The following is a 19,319-nucleotide window of genomic DNA, read 5'->3' on the forward strand; positions in this document are numbered from 1 at the left end:
GGTGCTCGGGGCGGTGTCGGGTCAGGCGTGCAGCCCGACGAGGAGCCCGTCGGACCGCTGCGACGACGTCGAGGACGGCGGCCCGGCGACCTCGACATCGGCTTCGTGCCGGGCGGTCCGGACCACGGTGCTCTCGACGCTCCGGGGAAGACCGACCGCGGCGCCGGAACTCATCGTCGCACCGTCGCCGCGGTCGATGTGGTCGATGTGGTGCGGCAGCCCGGGGACGCACACGACGGCCGCCCTCAGTGTCGGCCGGTCGGTGCGGCCAGGGCGGCGGCCGCGAGCGCCGCCACGGTCGTCACCGGACCTCGTCGATGCGGACCATGTTGCCGGCGGGGTCGCGGAACGCGCAGTCGCGCACGCCCCACGGCTGCTCGGTCGGCTCGGACACGACCTCGGCGTCGGCGGCCTGGAGCCGCTCGAAGGTCTCGTCGAGGTCCTTCGTGGCGAGGATGATCGACTGGTAGGCGCCCTTGGCCATGAGCTCGACGATGGTGCGGCGCTCGGCGTCGGTGACGCCGGGGTCGGCGGCGGGCGGGGTGAGGACGAGGCGGACGTCGGGCTGGGACGGTGCGACGAACGTGAGCCAGCGCATGGCGCCCTCGCCGACGTCCATGGTGAGCTCGAAGCCGAGGAGGTCGCGGTAGAAGGCCAGGGAGGCCTCGGGGTCGGTGTGCGGGAGGAACGTGGTGTGCAGGGTGATGTCCATGGCTCTCACGCTAGATGCACGTCCACGGCGGGCGCTTCTCGATTCCTGACCGGTCGGGTGGCCTGCTTGGTCACGCACGACGGCAGCTCGCCCACGCCCGCGGTGAGGGCCCGGCGCGCGTACTCGCTCGGTGCCATGCCCACGAGCTCGGTGAAGCGGGTGCTGAACGTGCCGAGGGACGAGCTGCCGACGGCGAAGCAGACCTCCGTGACGCTGAGGTCCCCGCGGCGCAGGAGCGTCATCGCGCGCTCGACCCGGCGCGTCATGAGGTAGGAGTACGGCGACTCGCCGTAGGCGGCCTTGAACTGGCGGCTGAGGTGCCCGGCGGACACGTGCACGCCGCGCGCGAGGGCCTCGACGTCGAGCGGCTGGGCGTACTCGCGGTCGATCCGGTCGCGGACGCGGCGCAGCAGGGCCAGCGTGCGCAGGTGCGCGTCGTCGTCGCCGGTGCTGGTCACGGTCCCGATCGTAGTTCGCCCTCCCCCGCGCGGACACCGTGCCCGTACGATGCGCCCGTGGATGTCCAGCAGCTGGTGGCGTACGTGCGCGCCCACGGGGACGGTGTGGTGTCGACGCTCGGTCCGGACGGGGCACCGCAGGCCGCGTACCTCGCGCTGACGGCGACGGACCGTGGCGAGCTCGTGCTCGACGCGCGCGCGACGTCGCGCAAGGTGGCGAACGTGCGGCGCGACCCCCGGGTGGCGGTCGTCGTCGGCGGCGCGGACGGCACGACGCTGCAGGCCGAGGGCGTGGCGGACCTTCCCGGCGGCGCGGAGCGGGACCGGTGCGCGGCCGCGTACGCCGCCGCGTTCCCGCAGTTCGCGGCCTCGCTCGCGGACGACGGCATTGTCGTGGCCCGCGTGACCCTCACCTGGGCGCGGCACGGGGACTTCCGGGGCGCAGCGGCCGTGATGACCGACGTCGCGCTGCCCCGCTGACGCGGGACACCACCGGTCGGCGCGGCGTCAGCTCCGGGCGACCTCGGCCTCCATCGCGTCGAACTCGGCGTCGACCGCCGCGTCGGGACGCGCGGTCGCCCGGCTGACGAGGACGGCGACGAGCAGGTTGAGCAGGAACCCGGGCACGATCTCGTACATCGTGTCGCTCAGGGCGTCGACGTTGCCCCACACGAGCACGACGACCGCGCCGGTGACGAGCCCGGCGAGCGCCCCCGCGGGGGTGAGCTTGCGCCAGTACAGGCTGAGCAGCACGATCGGGCCGAAGGCGGCGCCGAACCCGGCCCAGGCGAACGCGACGAGGTCGAGGATGGCGGAGTCGTCGTCGAGCGCCAGGACGGCGGCGACCACCGCGACGGCGAGGACGGCGCCGCGGCCGAGGAGGAGCTCGGTCTTCTCCGAGGAGCGTCGGCCGGCGAGGTTGTAGAGGTCCTCGACGAGCGCGGAGGAGCACACGACGAGCTGGCTCGACATGGTGGACATGATCGCGGCGAGGACGGCGGCGAGCACGAGCCCGGCGACGAACGGGTGGAACAGGATCTGGCTGAGGACGAGGAACACGGTCTCGGGGTCGTCGAGCGGCAGCGCGGGGTCGTCGGCGAAGTACGCGATGCCGATGAGGGCGGTGGCGACGGCGCCACCGGTGGTGAGGAGCATCCACGTGAGGCTGACGCGGCGGGCGACGGTCGCCTCCTTGACGGACCGCAGGGCCATGAAGCGCACGATGATGTGGGGCTGGCCGAAGTAGCCCAGGCCCCAGGCGGCGGTGGAGACGATGGCGACGATCCCGAGGAACGCGCCCTCGTTGCTGAGCCCGGAGAACAGGTTGAACGCGTCGGGGTTGACGGCCCGGGCCTCGTCGACGACCGCGGTGATGCCGCCCATCTGGGTCACGGCGACGACGGGGACGGCGATGAGGGCGGCGAGCATGAGCAGACCCTGGGCGACGTCGGTGAGCGTGGCGCCGAGGAACCCGCCGAAGAGCGTGTAGCCGAGCGTGACGACGGCGACGACGACGAGCCCGGTGAGGTACGGCCAGCCGAAGGACGACTCGAAGAACTTGCCGGCGGCGACCATGCCGCTGGAGACGTAGAACGTGAAGAACACGAGGATCACGAGGGCGGCGGCGATGCGCAGGGGGCGGCTGTCGCCCTTGAGGCGCTTGGAGAAGAAGCTCGGGATGGTGATCGCGTTGTCGGAGATCTCGGAGTAGGCGCGCAGCCGGGGTGCGACGAACCGCCAGTTGAGCCACGCGCCGATGATGAGGCCGATCGCGATCCACGCCTCGACGAGCCCGGCGGCGTAGATCGCGCCGGGCAGGCCGAGCAGGAGCCAGCCCGACATGTCGGAGGCGTTGGCGGACAGCGCGGCGACCGACGGTCTGAGCCCGCGGTTCGCGAGCATGTACCCGTCGAGGTTCTGGGTGCGGCGGTACGCGTAGTACCCGATGCCCAGCATGACGAGCAGGTAGAGCACGATCGCGGCGAGCTGGTAGTCCCGGTCCGACATGGCGGCCTCCTGCAGGCGTCGTCGACGGCAGTGTGCGTTCCTCGCACGCTACGCCGCGCCGGGCGCCACGGCGTGCGGGGGCGTCGGCGCGCCCCGACGCGGGACGAGGCGTCGTGGGCGGTGCTCAGCCGAGCAGGCGCTCCTTCGCGCGCGAGTACTCGACGTCGGTCAGGTCGCCGGCGCGGTGCAGGGCGGCGAGCCGCTCGAGCCGCTCCACGAGCTCCGCTCCCCCGTCGGCGCCCGAGGCCCTCGGGGCCCGCACGTGCCACACGGTGCGCGCGAAGACGCCGGGACGGTCCGCGGAGCCCCGTGCCCCCGTGCGCAGGCGGGGGGTGCGCGGGGACGGCGTGGTGCGGTCGTCGATCGTGACCGCGCCGGGGTGGGCGTCGCGCAGGGCGTGGGCGAACCGGACGAAGCGTTCCGCGGACCGGTCGAGCACGACGGCCCGTGTGGTGCCGGGGGCGCTCGCGGCTGGTCCGCCGTGCGCGGTGCGCGCCGCGTGGAGGTGGACGACGACGCTCTCGGCGATCGTGACGGTGACGCGGCCCGACGGCAGGTCGGTGCGCGCGCGGGTGCCGTCGGGGCCGAGCAGGTGGAGGCGGGCGCCGTCCCACACGAGGCGCCCGCCGGCGACGTGGAACATCGCGGGGTAGCGCGTGTCCGGGACGAAGCGCGGGGTCGTGGCGCGGCCGGGGCCGGACCGGCGGGCGCTGACGCCGACGCTGCGGCGCGCCGGGCGGGCGGGGGCGTCGGTGCTGGGCTCGTCGTGCGCTGCCGTCATGGATCCGCTCCCCGTCGTGCCGGTGCCCCCGTCGTGCCGATCGTCCCCGACGGGACGCGCGGACGCAAGGCGCTCGTCACGTCGCCGGGACGCGCTCGCGCAGGTCGGGGCGGGTCACAGGCCCGGTCAGAGGCCACCGAGGAGCGCGGTGAAGTCGGGCGTGCCGGCGAACGGGTCCGCGGGGCCGCTGCTCGTGCGCAGCGCGACCTTCTCCGCGAGCTCGCGCCCGGCGCGCGCGATGCGCCGCGGAAGCCCCCCGCCGGAGTCGGACTCGCCCGCCGCCCAGTCGTCGGTCGCCGCGAACACCGAGGTGGTGGCGACGTCGGCGCGCAGGTACGTGAACAAGGGGCGCAGCGAGTACTCGAGCGCCAGGGAGTGCCGGGCGGTGCCGCCCGTCGCGCCGAGCAGGACGGGCGTGCCGGTCAGGGCGTCCTTGTCGAGGACGTCGACGAACGACTTGAGGAGCCCGGAGTACGTCGTGGTGAACAGCGGCGTGGTCACCACGATCCCGTCGGCGGCGTAGAGCCGGTCGAGGACGCCGGCGAGGTCCCCGGTGGGGAAGCCGGTGAGCAGGGTGTCCACGACGGCGTGCGCGTGGTCGCGCAGCTCGACGGTCTCGACCTCGGCGGTGACCCCGAGCGCGCCGAGCTCGCGGACGGCGGCCTCACCGAGACGGTCGGCGAGCAGCCGGGTCGAGGAGGGCTTGGACAGGCCGGCGGAGACGACGACGAGGCGCCGGTCGGTGCCGCCGGGGGTGGTCTGCTGGGTCATGCGGTGCTCCTGGTGCTGCTGTGCGTGCGTGATGCGTGCGTGTGCTGCTGGTGCGGGCCGGTGACCCGGGCTGCCCGACGGCGCCGGTCCCCTGGTGCGATGACCGCACCTGGTGACCGTACGCCGTCGGGCGGTGGCCCGCGGCGAGGCTCAGAGGCCGAAGGCGGTGCCCGCGCGGGCGGGCTGCTGCGTGGAGACGCCTGCGGCGTCGTCCGCGTCGTCGTCCTCGGCGGTGCGCCCGGTCCAGCGGTCCTCGGTGGCGCCGACGTGCGCGGCGTGGGTCTCGCCCGCGGCGCGGGCGGCGGCGACGCGCTCGACGTGCGTCGGCGGGCCGGACGGGACGTGCGCGGGGCGCGCGGCCTCCGCCTCGCGGCGCAGGACCGGCACGACCTCGCCCGCGAGCAGGTCGATCTGCTCGAGGACCGTCTTGAGGGGCAACCCGGCGTGGTCCATGAGGAACAGCTGGCGCTGGTAGTCCCCCACGTCCTCGCGCATCGCCCCGTAGCGGTCGATCACCTGCTGCGGTGAGCCCACGGTGAGCGGGGTCTCGCGCGTGAAGTCCTCCATCGACGGCCCGTGCCCGTACACGGGAGCGTTGTCGAAGTAGGGGCGGAACTCGTCCCACGCCTTCTGCGAGTCCTTGCGCAGGAACACCTGCCCGCCGAGGCCGACGATCGCGGTGTCCGCGGGCCCGTGACCGTGGTGCTCCCAGCGCTGACGGTAGAACTGCACCATCTGCCGGGTGTGGCTCATGGGCCAGAAGATGTTGTTGTGGAAGAACCCGTCGCCGTAGTAGGCGGCCTGCTCCGCGATCTCGGGGCTGCGGATCGACCCGTGCCACACGAACGGCGGCACGCCGTCGAGCGGGCGCGGCGTCGAGGTGAAGCCCTGCAGCGGCGTGCGGAACTTCCCCTCCCAGTCGACGACGTCCTCGGTCCAGAGCCGGCGCAGCAGCGCGTAGTTCTCGATCGCGAGCGGGATGCCGTTGCGGATGTCCTGCCCGAACCAGGGGTAGACGGGCCCGGTGTTGCCGCGGCCCATCATGAGGTCCATGCGCCCGTCGGTGATGACCTGGAGCATCGCGTACTCCTCGGCGAGGCGCACCGGGTCGTTGGTGGTGATGAGCGTCGTCGACGTCGACAGGACGATGTCCTTCGTCACGCCCGCGAGGTAGCCGAGCATGGTCGTGGGCGACGACGGCACGAACGGCGGGTTGTGGTGCTCGCCCGTCGCGAAGACGTCCAGCCCGGCCTCGTCGGCGTGCTTCGCGATGGTGAGCATCGCGCGCACCCGCTCGGTGTCGTCCGGGGTCCGGCCCGTCGTGGGGTCCGTCGTCACGTCGCCGACGGTGAAGATGCCGAACTGCATGGTGCGCTCCCAGGGTCCTCTGACGATCGATGGTCCATGCGTTTGCATGTACATGGCGCTCAACCGGGCGTCCCCCGCGTTTGTTCCCGAGACCGCGGCCGGGGCGGAGCGGCGGATCTCACGCCCCGCGAGTTGCGCGGGGCATCGAAACCCGGGAGCCTGGGACGGCGACGCGCCGTGGCGGACCCGGCCCCGACGTCGCGCGGCCCGCCTGGCGGGCCGCGACCGCGACGTTCACCGGACCTTCACCCCGCGTCGGAACACCCCACCACGACACGGCGTTGCGTACTCGTAGACCGGGCACGCTCGCACCCACGGGCCCGCCCGTACACCCCCGACGATCCTCTGGAGGACACCATGGCCGACCGTTCGCTGCGTGGCATGAGCATCGGTGCGAAGAGCATGGAGTCGGACGAGGGCGTCGACTTCGCGCCCCGTTTCCAGGCGCACTACGACTGCCCCAACGGCCACACCATCATCCTGCCGTTCTCGACCGACGCCGAGGTCCCGCCCGTGTGGGAGTGCCGCTGCGGCGCCGAGGCGCTCCTGCGTGACGCCGAGCGCCCCGAGCCCAAGGCCGGCAAGCCCGCGCGCACCCACTGGGACATGCTGCTCGAGCGCCGCACGATCTCCGAGCTCGAGGAGCTCCTCGACGAGCGTCTCGACCTGCTGCGCGCCGGCAAGCTCCGCCGCTCCGCCTGACACCCGCGGGAGGCACGGCCGCTCCCTGCACGAAGGCCCGGTCCCTCGGACCGGGCCTTTCCTGCGTCCGGAGCCGGCTACGTCCTCGGGGAGCGTCCCCGCCGCACCAGCGACCCGAGCTGCTCCGCGCGCCGTCGCGCACCCCAGAGGGTGACCTTCCACAGCGCCTCGGCGACGATGGCGCGGCTCATCTTCGACCGCCCCGCGGTGCGCTCGACGAACGTGATCGGGACCTCCACGACGCGTCCCCCGGCCCGGGCGACGCGCCAGGCCATGTCGACCTGGAAGCAGTACCCGTGCGACTCCACGGCCGCGAGGTCCATCGCCCGCAGCGCGTCCGCCCGGTACGCGCGGAACCCGGCCGTCGCGTCCCTCAGCCGCAGCCCGAGCGCCAGCCGCACGTACGCGTTGCCGCCCCGCGACAGCGCCTCGCGGTGCCACGGCCAGTTCTCGACCTCGCCGCCCGGCACCCAGCGCGACCCGATGACCAGGTCCACAGGCCCGGGCCGGTGCGCGCCCTCGGTCGCACCCCGGGCGCCGGTCGGGACCGCGGCCAGGGCGTCGAGGAGCCGCGGCAGCTCCTCCGGCCGGTGCGACCCGTCGGCGTCCATCTCCACCACGACGTCGTACCCGCGCTCCAGCGCCCACCCGAAGCCCGCGACGTACGCGGCCCCCAGCCCGTCCTTGCCCGCGCGGTGCAGCACGTGCACCGCCGCGTCGTGCGCCGCGACCGCGTCCGCGAGGTCGCCCGTCCCGTCGGGCGACGCGTCGTCGACCACGAGGACGTGCGCACCCGGGACCGCGGCGCGCAGGCGCGCGAGCGTGCCCGGCAGGGTCAGCGCCTCGTCGTACGTGGGCACGACGACGAGCACGCGCCCGGGTGCGTCGGTCACCGGGCGCTCTCCAGGCCGTCCGACGCCGCCACCGAGGTGCCGGACCCGGGGACCCCGTCGGCGTCGGGCGTGCCGGTGGGTTCCCCGGTGCCGCCGGCGAGCCGTCCACGCCGGCGCTCGCGGACCGACCCGACGACCCCGGCGACGACGAGCCCGGCCGCGAGCAGGCCCACGGCCAGCCCGGGCAGGCCGCCGGCGCGCACGGCCGGCGTCAGGTCGGTGCGCAGCGGCAAGGAGGCGACGAGCTGGTCGGCGGTGAACAGCTCCGTGCTCTGCAGCAGCGTGCCGTCGGGCGCGATCACGCCGCTGACACCGACCGTCGACACCTGGACGGTCGCGCGCCCGGTCGAGACCGCGCGCAGCCGTGACATCGCGAGCTGCTGGGTCGACTCGGCCGTGTAGCCGAACGACGCGTTGTTCGTCGGGACGACGAGCACCTCGGCACCCGCGAGCACAGCGTCGCGCACGAGTACGTCGTAGGCGACCTCGAAGCAGATGACGACCCCGAGGGGCACGGTGCGGCCCAGACGCTCCGACGCGAGGTCGACCACCCCGGTCTCGCCGCCGGGGATCATGTCGATGGTGACGCGGTCGACCTGGTCGGAGAACACCCGCAGCAGCGGCCGCAGCGGCATGTACTCGCCGAACGGTGCGGGGTGCTGCTTGGCGTACCGGTCGACGACGCCGACGCCCGGCTCGACGAGCAGCGACACGTTGTACCGCCCGCCCGTCTCCGGGTACTCCTGGGCGCCGACGAGGATCGGCGCGTCGACCTCGCGCGCGGCGTCGTCGATCGCCGCGGCGACCTCGGGAGCCTCCTGCGGGTCGAGGTCGGAGCCGTTCTCCGGCCACAGCACGACGTCGAGGTCGCCCGGATCGACCTGGTCCAGCAGCGCGACGGTGCCGTCGAGGTGGTTGTTCAGCACCTCCGCGCGGTTCGCGAACGACCCGAGGCCCGGCTCGCCCACGTTGCCCTGCACGGCCCCGACCTCGAGATGTCCCGCCTGCGCTCGCGCGTCGAGCGGCACGAGCAGCGGAGCGGCGACCAGCGCCGCGGCGGCGAGCAGCGGCACGCCGACCAGGAGCGCCTCCCGCGCACGGTCCTGCCCGCCCTGCCGGTCCTCTCCGGGCGCCTGGACGGCGCGGTGGCGCACCAGGACGAGGACGGCGGCGGCGAGCAGAGAGCCGACGAGGGCGACGAGCAGGGACACGAGCACCTCGCCGCCGAGCCATGCCGCACGCCCGAGCGGGGAGTCGACCTGGGAGAACGCGAGCCGCCCCCAGGGGAAGCCGCCGAACGGGACCTCGGTGCGGGCCTGCTCGACGCCGACGAACAGGACCGCGAACGCGACCGCCTGCCGGCCGGGCCGGTCCCGCAGCCAGGACCAGCGCCGCGCCCACACCCACGCGGCGCCCAGGACCGCGACGAAGCAGGCCTCCATGACGGACAGCGCGATCCACGGCAGCGTCTCCGTCGCCTCGTTCGCCCACCACAGGTGCGGCAGGAAGAACGACAGCCCCCACACGAGGCCGACCAGGGCGCCCCACCGGGCGTCGTCGCGACGCAGCGCCCAGAACAGCAGGCCCACGCCGACGAACGCGGCGGGCCACCAGCCCCGGTCGGGGAACGCGGCGTCCGTGAGCAGGCCGCCGGCGAGCGCGAGGAGCAGGGCCAGCGGTCGTGAGACCGGTCCGCCCGCGGCGCGTCGTGGGCTCGGGACGGACCGACCGAGGCTCGGGTCGGACGCGGACGCAGGGGCTGGCACGGGGTGCAGGATACGCCACGCGCCTGCACGCCCACGGTGGACGGCGGCCCGGGTGACGAGCGCACGACGCGCACCGACGGCGCGGGCTCGCCCGCCCGCGCGGGTGCGGCGAGCCCGCACGCCCTTCGGCCCGTGCCCCGCCGCCACCGGCGGTGCACGTTTTCTACTGAGCGCGCGGGCCCGGCCAGACACCCGTCACGGCATGCCCGGGGATCGTCGTCGGTGGCTGATCCCCTGGCGGCCGCGGGGGCCGGAACACCCTGTCGAAACTACTCCCGCTCCGGAGGCTGTCAACCGGAACCTGCTCCCCGCGGCGGGGACGTATCACCCGAACGTGTCGAACAGCACGACGCCGTCCCGCACGGTCTGCAGGCACGTGGGCCGCGGCGCGTCCCCGCCGAGCTCGGGCAGCAGCGGCGTGCCCGAGCGGGCGTCCGTGCTCCACGACGAGGCGGGGCGGCCCAGGGTGCCCTGCACCACGAGGTGCTCCGCACGCCACACCGCGAGGTGCGCGGGGGCGCCGACGCGCAGCTGCCCCGCGCCCGTGTGGTCCAGGCCCGCGATGCGCCAGCCGCCGCGCGTGTGCGCCTGGAACGCCGCACGCGCCGAGACCCGCTGGTCCAGGTCGACGTGCGACATCGCAGCCAGGACCCCGGCCCACGGGTCGAGGCGCGTCACCGGGGCGTCCGACCCGAACGCGACGGGCACGCCGGCTCCCGCGAGGTCGGCGAACGGGCTCAGGCCCTCCGCGCGCGTCGCGCCCACCCGCGCGGCGTACATGCCGTCCGGGCCGCCCCACGCGGCGTCGAACGCCGGCTGGACGCTCAGGGACACCCCGAACAGCAGGAGCGTCGCCAGCGCCGTCGCGTCGACGAACAGCGCGTGCTCGACGCGGTGCCGCGCCGCGCGCACCGATCCCGCGCCGTGCACGTCCGCCGCCGCCTTGAGCCCCAGCACGAGCTCGTCCATCGCGCGGTCGCCGATGACGTGGAACCCGCCCTGCGTGCCCGCCGCCGCGGTCGCGGACAGGTGGTTCGCGATCTGCTCCGCCGACAGGTACAACGTGCCCCGCTCCCCCGGCACCGGCGCGTCCCGGTACGGCTGCCGCATCGCCGCCGTGCGCGACCCGATCGACCCGTCGACGTTGAGGTCGCCCGCGACCCCCGCCAGACCAGGGACGTCCGCCAGGACCGCGCGCGCGTCGTCGGCCGTCGCGCACAGCTCGCCCCGGTACCCCACCACGTGCGCCAGGCCGCCCGCCGGGTCGCGCGTCAGGTCCAGCACCTCGCGCAGCCCGGCGCGGGTGTCGATGTGCGGGGCGCTCATCTCGTGCACCGACACGATGCCCTGCTCCGCCGCGGCCCGCAGCGCCGCCCGGTACAGGTCCGTGCGGCGCGCCGGAGACACCTCGCGCGCCACGTCACGCGCCACGTGGTGCGCCTCGCCCGTCACCCAGCCCGACGCGTCCCACCCGGGGCGCGCCTCCAGGCCCGCCTGCCGCGCCAGCGCCGTCGAGACCACCGCGGAGTGCACGTCCACGCGTGCCGCGTACACCGCCCGGCCGCCCGCCGCGGCGTCCAGCTCCGCGGCCGTCGGGGGACGCCCCTCCGGCCACGACCGCTCGTCCCACCCGAAGGCCAGCACGACCTCGCCGTCCGCCACGAGGGCCGCCGCCTTCGCCACCGCGTCCAGCGCGGCTCCCAGCGACGTCACGCCGGCGCTCGCGGACAGGTCCACCCCGGCGAGGGCGAGGCCGATCTCGAACAGGTGCACGTGCGCGTCGACGAAGCCGGGGGCGACGAGCGCGCCGTCGAGCTCGACCACCCGGTCGGCCCGGGCGGCGAGCCCGTCGGCGGTGTCGTCGGCACCGATCCAGGCGATCACGCCGTCGTCGACCAGCAGGGCCTCGGCGAACGGGTCGGCCGAGGAGTGGATCACGCCACCGCGGTACAAGGTTGAGGCCACAATCCTTCACCATACCGCCACATTCGCGGTGTTCGTGCCGGTGGCCTCGTCACACGCTCGAGTACGCGACCACGCCGCGGCGCAGCCGGTCGATCGCCTGCACCGCGGTGCGCCGCAGCGCCGGTGTCGGGGCGGCGCCCGCGAGCTGGTCGAGGACGTCGATGACCTGCTTGCACCAGCGTACGAAGTCGCCCGCCGCGATCTCCGACCCGCGCAGCACCGCGTCGAGGCTGCGCCCCACGGCCCACCGGTGCACCGCGACGACGAGTCCGTCGTCAAGCTGGCCGGTCGCCTCCAGGCGGTGCGCGCTCTCCAGGTCCTCCACCTCCGACCACACGCGCACCGTCGCGTCGAGGGCGCGCGCGAGCGGGCCGTGCGGGCCGCCCGGCACGTTCGGGTCGGTGGGCTCGTCCCGCCGACCGGAGTAGACGCACGTGGAGACCACCGCTGCCAGGGCGGGAGCGTCGAGGTCCTCCCAGACGCCGCGCCGCAGGCACTCGGCGAGCAGCAGGTCGTTCTCGGCGTACAGGCGTCGCAGCCACCGGCCGTCGGCCGTGACGCGCAGCCCGCCCGCGTGCACCAGGCCGTCGGTCGCGTCGCCACCGGTGTCGGGTGCCTCGTCGGCCGTGTCGCCGTCGCCGTCGACGGCGATCGCGAGGCTCGCAGGGCCTGCGGTGCCCCGCGCGTCGGCGCGTTCGAGGTACCCGAGCTCGAGCAGGACGTCGCACGTGCGGTCGAACAGCTTCGCGATCGACCCGGTGCGGCCCTCCACGCGGCGCACGAGCTGGTCGTGCTCCTTCTTCAGCCGGGCCCACCGCTCGGCCCACCGGGCGTGGTCCTCCCGGTCGGGGCACCCGTGGCACGGGTGGGCGCGCAGCTGCGCGCGCAGGCGTGCGAGCTCGGCGTCGTCCGCGGCGCCCGACCGCCCGCGCGCCGCCCGGCCCGGGCGGCTGCCGGGCTCGTCGAGCGCGCCGAGCGCGTTGCGCAGGCTCGACGCGAGGTCGCGGCGCTGTGCCGGGACGCGGGGGTTGAACGCCTTGGGGACCTTGACCCTCGTGACGACGCGGACCCCGCCGGGCGCGTCCGCGACCGTGAGCTTCTTCACGGCCCGGTCCTGCGTGAGCACCGTCGGGCGCGGCCCGTCGAACCCGGCGCCGTCCCCGGGGTCGAGCACGACGACGTACCCGGCCCGGCGCCCGGACGGCACCTCGACCACGTCGCCGGGGCGCAGCCGCTCGAACGCCGCGACCACCTCGGCGCGCCGCGACCGGCTCGCCGCGCGCGACAGGTCGCTCTCGCGCTGGGTGATGCGCCGCCGCAGCGCCGCGTACTGCGCGAAGTCGCCCCGGTCGCACGTCATCGCCTGCGCGTACCCGTCGAGCGCTTCGGCGTGCGCCTGCGCCTGCTTGGCGAGCCCCACGACGCCGCGGTCGGCCTGGAACTGCGCGAACGACGTCTCCAGGACGTCGCGGGCACGGTCCCGGCCCACCTGCGCGACGAGGTTGACCGCCATGTTGTACGTGGGCCGAAAGCTCGAGCGCAGCGGGTACAGGCGCTTGGACGCCAGGCCCGCGAGCTGCACGGGGTCCAGCCCGGCGTGGTCCACGACGACGGCGTGACCCTCGACGTCGATCCCGCGCCGACCCGCGCGCCCGGTGAGCTGCGTGTACTCCCCCGGCGTGACGTCCACGTGCGCGGACCCGTCCCACTTCACGAGCCGCTCGAGCACGACGGAGCGGGCGGGCATGTTGATGCCGAGCGCGAGGGTCTCCGTGGCGAACACGACCTTGATGAGGCCGCGGCTGAACAGCTCCTCGACCGTCTCCTTGAACACCGGCAGCATCCCCGCGTGGTGGGCGGCGACCCCGCGCGCGAGGGACTCGCTCCACGTCCAGTACCCCAGCACGTCGAGGTCCTCGGTCGGGATCGTCGCGGTGCGCTCCTCCGCGACCCGCCGGATCTCCGCCTCCTCCTCGGCCGAGGTGAGGCGCAGCCCGGCGGTCAGGCACTGCGTGACCGCGCCCTCGCACCCGGCGCGGGAGAAGATGAAGTAGATCGCGGGCAGCAGCGCGTCCTCGTCGAGCGCGTCCACGACCGAGAAGCGCGAGGGGGTGCGACGGGTGAACCCGGACCGGTCCGGGCCCGGCCGGCGCCCGCCACGACCGCGGTACCCGCGGTCGCCCGCGCCCCGGCGACCGTCGGGCCCCGAGCGCGGCGCCGCCCGGAACGCCGCGAGCAGGTCGGGGTTGATGGGCGGGTTCACCCCGGGGTCGGTCGGGTCGACGTGCCCCGCGTACAGGTCGAGCAGGTCGGCCCCGAACCCGGGGCGGGCGGCGTGACGGTCCGCGCCCGTGGGGTTGGCCGAGGCGACGAGCACGTGCTGCCACAGCGGCACGGGGCGGCGCTCGCTGACGACGACGGTCGTGTCGCCGCGCACCATCTCGAGCCAGTCGCCGAACTCCTCCGCGTTGGACACGGTCGCGGACAGCGAGACGAGCTGGACGTCGTCGGACAGGTGGATGATCACCTCTTCCCAGACGGGGCCGCGGAACCGGTCGGCGAGGTAGTGGACCTCGTCCATGACGACGTAGCCGAGGCCGTCGAGCGCGGTGGACCCGGCGTAGAGCATGTTGCGCAGCACCTCGGTCGTCATGACGACGACGGGGGCGTCCCCGTTGAGGGTGGTGTCCCCGGTGAGCAGGCCCACGTTGTCGGCGCCGTGGCGGCGCGCGAGGTCGGCGTACTTCTGGTTCGACAGCGCCTTGATGGGCGTGGTGTAGAACGCCTTGCGGCCCGTGGCGAGCGCGAGGTGGACGGCGAACTCGCCGACCACGGTCTTGCCTGCGCCGGTGGGGGCGGCGACGAGGACGCCGCGACCCTCCTCCAGGGCCTCGCACGCGCGCTCCTGGAAGTCGTCGAGCGGGAAGTCGAGGACGCGGCGGAACTCGGCGAGCCGCGTGCGGGACGCGGACTGGCGGGCGCGAGCGGCGGCGTACCGGGCGGCGGGTGAGTCGGCGGACGTGTCAGCTGCCGTCATGGCCTCAGCCTACGGTCCGGCGCGCACCTCGCCGCCCGACCCGATCGGTCAGGCCGCGGGAGGCGTGGACGTGAGGACGCGCAGCGCCCCGGGGACGATCTCGACGCGCAGGGGCAGCGGGCCCACGTGCTCGCCGTCGGCGAACGCGTGCGGGGGTGCTGCGCCGGCGGCGGTGGGCTCGATCGTCACGACGCGGGCGCGGACCGCACCGACGCCCGGGTTCGCCAGGTGCCGGCCGGCGTACATGCCGGGGAAGATCGCGGCCGCGCCGCGGCGGGTGAAGGGTCCGGCGAGCAGGACGTCGAGGAGCCCGTCGTCGACGACCGCGTCGGGCGCGATGCGGATCCCGCCGCCGACGCGGGGCCCGTTGGCGACGGAGACGAGCGCGCCCGGGGACTCCCAGACGAGGGTGGGGCCGTCGGGTCCGTCCCCGGGGAGCAGGGGGGCACCGGCGAGGACCTCGGGCCACTGGTCGTGGCCCGGTGCCGCGGGGACGCCGGTGAGCGTGACCCGGTACCCGTAGGGGCGGTAGCGGGCGATCTCGCGCAGGGCGGAGCGCGCGTAGCGGGCGCGGCCGCGGGGCCACGTGGCGGCGTTGGCGTGCGCGTTGACGGCGGCGTCGACCCCGGCGGACAGGACGCCCGCGTACCAGCGCGTCGGCATCGGGTGCACGACGGCGCGGGGTCCTTCGCCGGGAGGGGCGGCGGTGCCTGGCGTCGCGGTGTGCGGCGGCGCGGAGAGCGTGGACGTGGCGACGGGGTCGGCGTGCGGGGCGGTGACGCGCGCGGCGTCGACCGCGCGCACGGTCCCGTCGGTGAGGGACCGGAGCAGGGCGTCGACGCACTCCTGGACGCGCCCGGTCGGGATCGCGAGGGCGTGCGCGAAGTCGTTGCCGGTCCCGACGGCGACGATGCCGAGCGGGGTCCGGGTCCCGGCGACGGCGTTGACGCCGAGGTGCACCATGCCGTCGCCGCCGACGACGACGAGCGCGTCCACCCCGTGGCGGCCCTGGTGGCCGCGCACCGCGGCGTCGGCGGACTCCTGCGCGAGCGCGAGGCTGGGGGCGCTGAGGTCGACGACGTCGTGACCGGCGGAGCGCAGCGCCGCGGCGGTGCGCTCCCCGCCGGTGCGGCCCCGGCCGCGACCGGCGGTGGGGTTGACGACGAGCCCGACCGTGCTCACGGGTGCTCTGCGCGCCGCACGCGGCGCGGTCCGTGCGCTGGGTTCACAGGGCGAGCCGGGCGGCGTCGCGCTTGTCGACGCGACGGTCGTGCAGGACCGAGACGCCGTAGGCGACGAAGTAGAGCGCGCAGATCGGCAGGGCGACGGAGAACATCGTCAGGACGTCCGGGGTGGGCGTCATGATCGCGGCGAACAGGAACGACACGAGCACGGCCCAGCGCCAGCCCGCGAGCCACGTCGAGGCCCGCACGACGCCCATCATGTTCAGCGCCACCATGACGACGGGCACGAGGAACGCGATGCCGAACGCGAGCATGAGGCGCATGACGAACCCGAGGTACATCTGCGCGCCGATGAGGTTCGACGTGTCCGGCGGGACGAACTCGTTGAGCAGCGCGACCGCGCGGGGCAGCATGTACCAGGCGAGCGCGATGCCGGCGAGGAACAGCGGGACGGCGACCGCGATGAACGCGAACGAGTACCGCTTCTCCACGCTCGTCAGGCCCGGCGTGATGAACGCGAAGAGCTGGTAGAGCCACCACGGGCTCGACAGCAGGACGCCGAGGAAGACGGAGACCTTGACCTTCATGTCGATGGCCGTGGCGACGCCGTCGAAGTTGAGGCCGATCAGCGCGTCACGGCGCTCGGCCGCCGCGAGCAGGGGTTCCTGGAGCAGCTGGAAGACCGTGTCGTAGACCATCCAGCCCACGACCGCGCCGACCAGGATGCCGAGGGCGGACAGGACGAGGCGCTTGCGGATCTCGACGAGGTGCTCGCGCAGGGGCATGCGCCCGTCGGGATCACGGGAGTTGCGTGGCACCGACTAGACCTTCGGGCTGGTGCCGTCCTGCGTGGACGACGCCGTGCTCCCCGTCACGTTCGTGGTGCCGCGGGGGACCGTGGTGCTGGTGGTCGTGGTGTCAACGGTCGGAGGGCTCGACTCGGGCTGCGCGTCGTCGTCCTCACGGAGGTCCTTGACCTCCTTCTTGAAGATCTTCAGCGACTGCCCGACGCTGCGCGCCAGGTCCGGCAGTCGTCGTGACCCGAAGAGCAGGACGACGAGGAGGATCAGCACGACGATCGTCGCGGGGTGACGGAGGATGTTCACGGGGGGAACCTACTACTCGTTGGCGACAGTGACGACGGACAGTGACGGCTGGCGAACGACGGACGAACGACGAGACCTGCTCGTCCCGCCATCATAGGTCACGCCCCCGCCGCGGTGCTCCGCCGCGGTGCACGCTCCTGGCCGTCCGGCTCAGGCGTTGAACCGCCGCCACCGGGCCCACACCCGTTCGTCGCGCTGGCGACGCAGGACCCGCCGCTCGGCCCTCTCCGCCCGCAGCGCGTCGACACGCTCGCGCAGCACGACGGGGTCGTCGTCCAGCGTCGGCGCCGTGGACGGCTGCTCCGCCTCGAGACGACGGGCGAGCTCGTCGGCCCGCGCACCCATCTCGCTCGCGACCTGCGACGCGCGCGAGAGCTCGCGACCCAGCCCCTTCACCGAGCGCCACAGGCGCCGGGCGAGGAAGAACGCGCCGACGAGCGTGCCCACGACGAGCAGCGTCCACACCCAGAACCACATGCCGCTCACCCTAACCAGCGGGAGCGTCGTCGAGGCGCGCATACGCGGCGAGGGCGGCGCGCGCGGTCTCGCGCACGTCGTCGGCGACGGACGCCGGCTCGACGGAGCGCACGTGCCGGGCGCGCGCGAGGAGGAGCTGGCGCAGCCACACCGGGTTGGTGACGCGCAGGCGCACCTCGAACGCGCCGTCGGGCAGGTCGCGCACCGACTCGACCGGCACCTGCTCGGCCACGGTCCGTGCCTGGCTCGCCAGCACGAGCGTCGCCAGCGGCGCGTCGCCCGACGGGGTGAAGTCGACGTCCGGGTCGACGTCGTGCGCCTCCACGGGGGTGTCGAGCTCGACGGCGCCGAGGATCCGGTCGACGCGGAACGTGCGGCGCCCCTGCGCGCGGTGGCACCACGCGAGCAGGTAGGCGTGCTCGTCCTGGGTGTGCAGGCTCACGGGGTCGATCTCGCGGTCCGACGCCTCGTCGGCGGCGGTGACGTAGCGGATGCGCAGCCGGTGCCCGGCGGCGAGGGCGCTCGCGATGGTCGACACGACCTGCGGGTCGCCCTCGGGCGCGAGCCGCACGTCGAGCGCCGCGGCCGCCTCGCCCGTGGCGTCGGTGAGCTTCCTCAGGACGGACTCGACGACGCCCGCTCGCTGCGGGTCGGCCTGCACGGCGCCCGTCTCACGCATGGCCCGCAGCGCCGCGACCAGCGCGACGGCCTCGCGCGTGCCCAGCCGCAGCGGCCGGGTCATGCCGCGCGCCTCGGTGAGGCGCACGACGCCGCGCTCGATCGAGTCGGCGTCGAAGTCGATGAGGTCGTCGGGCCAGTAGCCGGGCGTGCCCGAGACCCACAGGGCGTCGACGTCCTCCAGCACCTGGCGCTCGCTGACGCCGAAGTGGCGGGCGAGCTCGCCCACGGGCACCGGGCCCGCACCGTCGAGGTAGGCGACGATGCCCAGCAGGCGCACCAGCCGGTCGTCCGCGCGCTCAGCCACGGTGCCCCTCCCCCGCGTCGTCGCCCGTCCCGCCGTTCGGGCCGCCGGTCGCCCCACCGAGCCCGGCTGCCTCCTGCAGCCGGCGCACGACGACGTCGCGCAGCTCCGGCGGTTCCAGCACCAGCACCGCGTCGCCGTAGCCCACGACCTCGTCGGCCAGGGCGGTGCGCACGTCGAACGGCACCTCCAGGACGTCGCGCCCCGGCCCGGGCGCGCCGGCGCCGGGGAGCGACCCGACGACCTTGCCGCGCGCACGCAGCGCGGCCGCGCGCTCCGGCACGACGGCGAGCCGCGCGACCCCGCCCGCGCCGCGCCCGCCGAGGAAGGCGTCCACGTCCACGTGCTCGGGGACCTCGAACGCGTCGCGCGGCCCGGTCGCCCGGACCCGGCCCTCGACCCGGCTCAGCCGGTACGACCGCGGCGCGTCCCGGTCGACGTCGAACCCGACGAGGTACCAGCCGCCGCGCCGTGCCGCGATCCGCCACGGCTGCACGCGCCGGGGCCGCACCTCGCCCGTGCTCGCCGCCCGGTAGGTGAACGACACCGCCCGACGCTGGGAGATCGCGTCCAGCAGGGTCGTGTACGCGTCGCCCACGGCCCGCACGCGCGGGACGAGGCCCGCGACGGCGTCCATCGCCGTCTCCCCCGCGCCCGCGGCCCGCAGCTTCGTCAGCGCGCGCGAGATGTCGGTGCGCAGCGACTTGTCCTGCCAGAACTGCGCCGCCAGCGCCAGGACCCCCAGCTCCGCCGGCGTCAGGTCCACCGCGGGCAGCGCGTACGCGTCCTGGTCGATGCGGTACCCCACCTCGTCGGCGTGGCCGCCCGCGTCGACCGTGACGATCGGGATGCCCAGGTCCCGCAGCGTGTCCTTGTCCCGCTCGAACATGCGCTCGAACGCGTCCGGCGACGGCGCGTCCCCGTACCCCGCGACGCTCGTGCGGATCTGCTGCTTCGTCATCGACGCGTTCGTGTTCACCAGCGCGATGACGAGGTTCAGCAGACGGGCGGCAGGGTTCGACGGCGCGGCCGGCGCGGGCGCCGCGTCGGGCGAGGACCAGGGTGTGGTGGGCTCGGGCATCGGGCACCACGCTATCGGTCGATAGGGTG

The 19,319-nt window shown here is 75.0% G+C and carries 19 protein-coding genes; 2 read left to right on the forward strand and 17 right to left on the reverse strand.

Translation table 11 applies throughout. The features are described from left to right. Positions 1 to 21: 21 nt before the first annotated feature. The 3 genes from V5D56_RS13985 to V5D56_RS13995 form a co-directional block, all read right to left on the reverse strand. Positions 22 to 174, reverse strand: coding sequence for a hypothetical protein (locus tag V5D56_RS13985; RefSeq protein WP_435735904.1), 153 nt, complete (start codon positions 172 to 174; stop codon positions 22 to 24). Positions 175 to 301: 127 nt separating this feature from the next. Beyond that, positions 302 to 712, reverse strand: coding sequence for a VOC family protein (locus tag V5D56_RS13990; protein ID WP_435735905.1), 411 nt, complete (start codon positions 710 to 712; stop codon positions 302 to 304). Positions 713 to 717: 5 nt separating this feature from the next. Beyond that, entirely contained in the window at positions 718 to 1,170 is a 453-nt protein-coding gene (locus tag V5D56_RS13995) for a helix-turn-helix transcriptional regulator (protein ID WP_435735906.1), read from the reverse strand. Positions 1,171 to 1,227: 57 nt separating this feature from the next. Between V5D56_RS13995 and V5D56_RS14000 the strand changes: the two genes are divergently transcribed. Further along, positions 1,228 to 1,650 carry a pyridoxamine 5'-phosphate oxidase family protein gene (locus V5D56_RS14000; protein WP_435735907.1) on the forward strand — a complete coding sequence of 141 codons (423 nt, stop codon included), beginning with the start codon at positions 1,228 to 1,230 and terminating at the stop codon, positions 1,648 to 1,650. A gap of 27 nt (positions 1,651 to 1,677) precedes the next feature. On the opposite strand, the gene putP is transcribed toward V5D56_RS14000, so the two are convergent. The 4 genes from putP to V5D56_RS14020 form a co-directional block, all read right to left on the reverse strand. Beyond that, positions 1,678 to 3,177 carry a sodium/proline symporter PutP gene (gene putP / locus V5D56_RS14005; RefSeq protein WP_435735908.1) on the reverse strand — a complete coding sequence of 500 codons (1,500 nt, stop codon included), beginning with the start codon at positions 3,175 to 3,177 and terminating at the stop codon, positions 1,678 to 1,680. A 124-nt stretch (positions 3,178 to 3,301) separates the two neighbouring features. Further along, positions 3,302 to 3,958, reverse strand: coding sequence for a hypothetical protein (locus V5D56_RS14010; RefSeq protein WP_435735909.1), 657 nt, complete (start codon positions 3,956 to 3,958; stop codon positions 3,302 to 3,304). A gap of 126 nt (positions 3,959 to 4,084) precedes the next feature. Beyond that, positions 4,085 to 4,729, reverse strand: a complete 645-nt coding sequence (locus tag V5D56_RS14015) for an FMN reductase (RefSeq protein WP_435735910.1) — start codon at positions 4,727 to 4,729, stop codon at positions 4,085 to 4,087. 150 nt (positions 4,730 to 4,879) lie between these two features. Then, positions 4,880 to 6,097, reverse strand: coding sequence for an LLM class flavin-dependent oxidoreductase (locus V5D56_RS14020; protein ID WP_435735911.1), 1,218 nt, complete (start codon positions 6,095 to 6,097; stop codon positions 4,880 to 4,882). 357 nt (positions 6,098 to 6,454) lie between these two features. Between V5D56_RS14020 and V5D56_RS14025 the strand changes: the two genes are divergently transcribed. Next, complete coding sequence (locus tag V5D56_RS14025) at positions 6,455 to 6,799, forward strand: RNA polymerase-binding protein RbpA (protein WP_069387551.1); 345 nt, start codon at positions 6,455 to 6,457, stop codon at positions 6,797 to 6,799. Between the two features lie 77 nt (positions 6,800 to 6,876). Here the strand turns inward: V5D56_RS14025 and V5D56_RS14030 are convergent, their stop codons facing one another. The 10 genes from V5D56_RS14030 to V5D56_RS14075 form a co-directional block, all read right to left on the reverse strand. After that, on the reverse strand, positions 6,877 to 7,692 hold the full coding sequence (locus V5D56_RS14030) for a polyprenol monophosphomannose synthase (protein ID WP_435735912.1): 816 nt from the start codon (positions 7,690 to 7,692) through the stop codon (positions 6,877 to 6,879). Then, entirely contained in the window at positions 7,689 to 9,458 is a 1,770-nt protein-coding gene (lnt, locus tag V5D56_RS14035) for an apolipoprotein N-acyltransferase (protein WP_435735913.1), read from the reverse strand. The genes V5D56_RS14030 and lnt overlap by 4 nt, the downstream gene beginning before the upstream one ends. A 324-nt stretch (positions 9,459 to 9,782) precedes the next feature. Further along, on the reverse strand, positions 9,783 to 11,423 hold the full coding sequence (locus V5D56_RS14040; protein WP_435735914.1) for an amidohydrolase: 1,641 nt from the start codon (positions 11,421 to 11,423) through the stop codon (positions 9,783 to 9,785). Between the two features lie 49 nt (positions 11,424 to 11,472). Then, positions 11,473 to 14,460 (reverse strand): DEAD/DEAH box helicase, encoded by a 2,988-nt coding sequence (locus tag V5D56_RS14045; RefSeq protein WP_435735915.1) that lies wholly within the window; start codon positions 14,458 to 14,460, stop codon positions 11,473 to 11,475. A 48-nt stretch (positions 14,461 to 14,508) separates the two neighbouring features. Further along, complete coding sequence (locus tag V5D56_RS14050) at positions 14,509 to 15,642, reverse strand: diacylglycerol/lipid kinase family protein (RefSeq protein ID WP_435735916.1); 1,134 nt, start codon at positions 15,640 to 15,642, stop codon at positions 14,509 to 14,511. Positions 15,643 to 15,685: 43 nt separating this feature from the next. After that, the gene (gene tatC, locus V5D56_RS14055; RefSeq protein ID WP_435739044.1) at positions 15,686 to 16,429 is read right to left on the reverse strand and encodes a twin-arginine translocase subunit TatC; all 744 of its coding nucleotides are present in this window, start codon (positions 16,427 to 16,429) and stop codon (positions 15,686 to 15,688) included. A 36-nt stretch (positions 16,430 to 16,465) separates the two neighbouring features. Then, positions 16,466 to 16,750 carry a Sec-independent protein translocase subunit TatA gene (gene tatA / locus V5D56_RS14060; protein ID WP_435735917.1) on the reverse strand — a complete coding sequence of 95 codons (285 nt, stop codon included), beginning with the start codon at positions 16,748 to 16,750 and terminating at the stop codon, positions 16,466 to 16,468. 150 nt (positions 16,751 to 16,900) lie between these two features. Continuing rightward, positions 16,901 to 17,227: a hypothetical protein gene (locus V5D56_RS14065; protein WP_435735918.1), complete on the reverse strand. Its 327-nt coding sequence runs from the start codon at positions 17,225 to 17,227 to the stop codon at positions 16,901 to 16,903. Between the two features lie 10 nt (positions 17,228 to 17,237). Then, positions 17,238 to 18,212, reverse strand: a complete 975-nt coding sequence (locus V5D56_RS14070; protein WP_435735919.1) for a helix-turn-helix transcriptional regulator — start codon at positions 18,210 to 18,212, stop codon at positions 17,238 to 17,240. After that, positions 18,205 to 19,290, reverse strand: a complete 1,086-nt coding sequence (locus V5D56_RS14075; RefSeq protein WP_435735920.1) for a helix-turn-helix transcriptional regulator — start codon at positions 19,288 to 19,290, stop codon at positions 18,205 to 18,207. Before V5D56_RS14075 ends, V5D56_RS14070 begins: the two co-directional genes overlap by 8 nt. Positions 19,291 to 19,319: the final 29 nt, after the last annotated feature.

This window comes from Cellulosimicrobium sp. PMB13, from assembly GCF_051294865.1.
Classification (GTDB): Bacteria; Actinomycetota; Actinomycetes; order Actinomycetales; family Cellulomonadaceae; genus Cellulosimicrobium.

Coding starts and splice junctions, on each gene's coding strand:
- putP (WP_435735908.1), bottom strand. CDS start 3,177: ATGTCGGACCGGGACTACCAGCTCGCCGCGATCGTGCTCTACCTGCTC.
- tatC (WP_435739044.1), bottom strand. CDS start 16,429: ATGCCCCTGCGCGAGCACCTCGTCGAGATCCGCAAGCGCCTCGTCCTG.
- V5D56_RS14010 (WP_435735909.1), bottom strand. CDS start 3,958: ATGACGGCAGCGCACGACGAGCCCAGCACCGACGCCCCCGCCCGCCCG.
- V5D56_RS14045 (WP_435735915.1), bottom strand. CDS start 14,460: ATGACGGCAGCTGACACGTCCGCCGACTCACCCGCCGCCCGGTACGCC.
- V5D56_RS14065 (WP_435735918.1), bottom strand. CDS start 17,227: ATGTGGTTCTGGGTGTGGACGCTGCTCGTCGTGGGCACGCTCGTCGGC.
- V5D56_RS14075 (WP_435735920.1), bottom strand. CDS start 19,290: ATGCCCGAGCCCACCACACCCTGGTCCTCGCCCGACGCGGCGCCCGCG.
- V5D56_RS13990 (WP_435735905.1), bottom strand. CDS start 712: ATGGACATCACCCTGCACACCACGTTCCTCCCGCACACCGACCCCGAG.
- V5D56_RS13985 (WP_435735904.1), bottom strand. CDS start 174: ATGAGTTCCGGCGCCGCGGTCGGTCTTCCCCGGAGCGTCGAGAGCACC.
- V5D56_RS14015 (WP_435735910.1), bottom strand. CDS start 4,729: ATGACCCAGCAGACCACCCCCGGCGGCACCGACCGGCGCCTCGTCGTC.
- V5D56_RS14020 (WP_435735911.1), bottom strand. CDS start 6,097: ATGCAGTTCGGCATCTTCACCGTCGGCGACGTGACGACGGACCCCACG.
- V5D56_RS14025 (WP_069387551.1), top strand. CDS start 6,455: ATGGCCGACCGTTCGCTGCGTGGCATGAGCATCGGTGCGAAGAGCATG.